The sequence below is a fragment of the Streptomyces sp. NRRL F-5122 genome, assembly GCF_001507435.1.
Classification (GTDB): domain Bacteria; phylum Actinomycetota; class Actinomycetes; order Streptomycetales; family Streptomycetaceae; genus Streptomyces; species Streptomyces lannensis.
The window spans coordinates 1-315 of record NZ_LMWH01000175.1; the positions used below are offsets into that span (position 1 = coordinate 1).

At 68.3% G+C, this 315-nt stretch carries 1 protein-coding gene; it reads right to left on the reverse strand.

Annotated features, from left to right (window positions below; genetic code table 11):
- Window positions 1-315, reverse strand: a 315-nt coding sequence (locus ADL25_RS18780) for a histone-like nucleoid-structuring protein Lsr2 (protein ID WP_059128919.1), incomplete at both ends; no start/stop codon positions are given.

Here is a 315-nt window from a genome sequence, read left to right on the forward strand (position 1 = left end):
TCTCGTAGGCCTCGCGGATGCTCGCGGGGACGCGGCCGCGGTCGTTGACCTCGAGGCCGTTCTCCTTCGCCCAGGCGCGGATCTGCGCGGTGTCCTGGCCGCCATCGGCAGCTGCGGTACGGGCCTTGCCGCGTCCGCCCGACGCACGGCCTCCGGTACGACGGCCACCCTTCACATAGGGGTCGAGAAGGCCACGGAGCTTGTCCGCGTTGGAGATGGTGAGATCGATCTCGTACGTCTTGCCGTCCAGCGCGAACGTGACGGTCTCGTCCGCCTCGCCACCGTCGAGGTCGTCGACAAGAAGGACCTGAACCT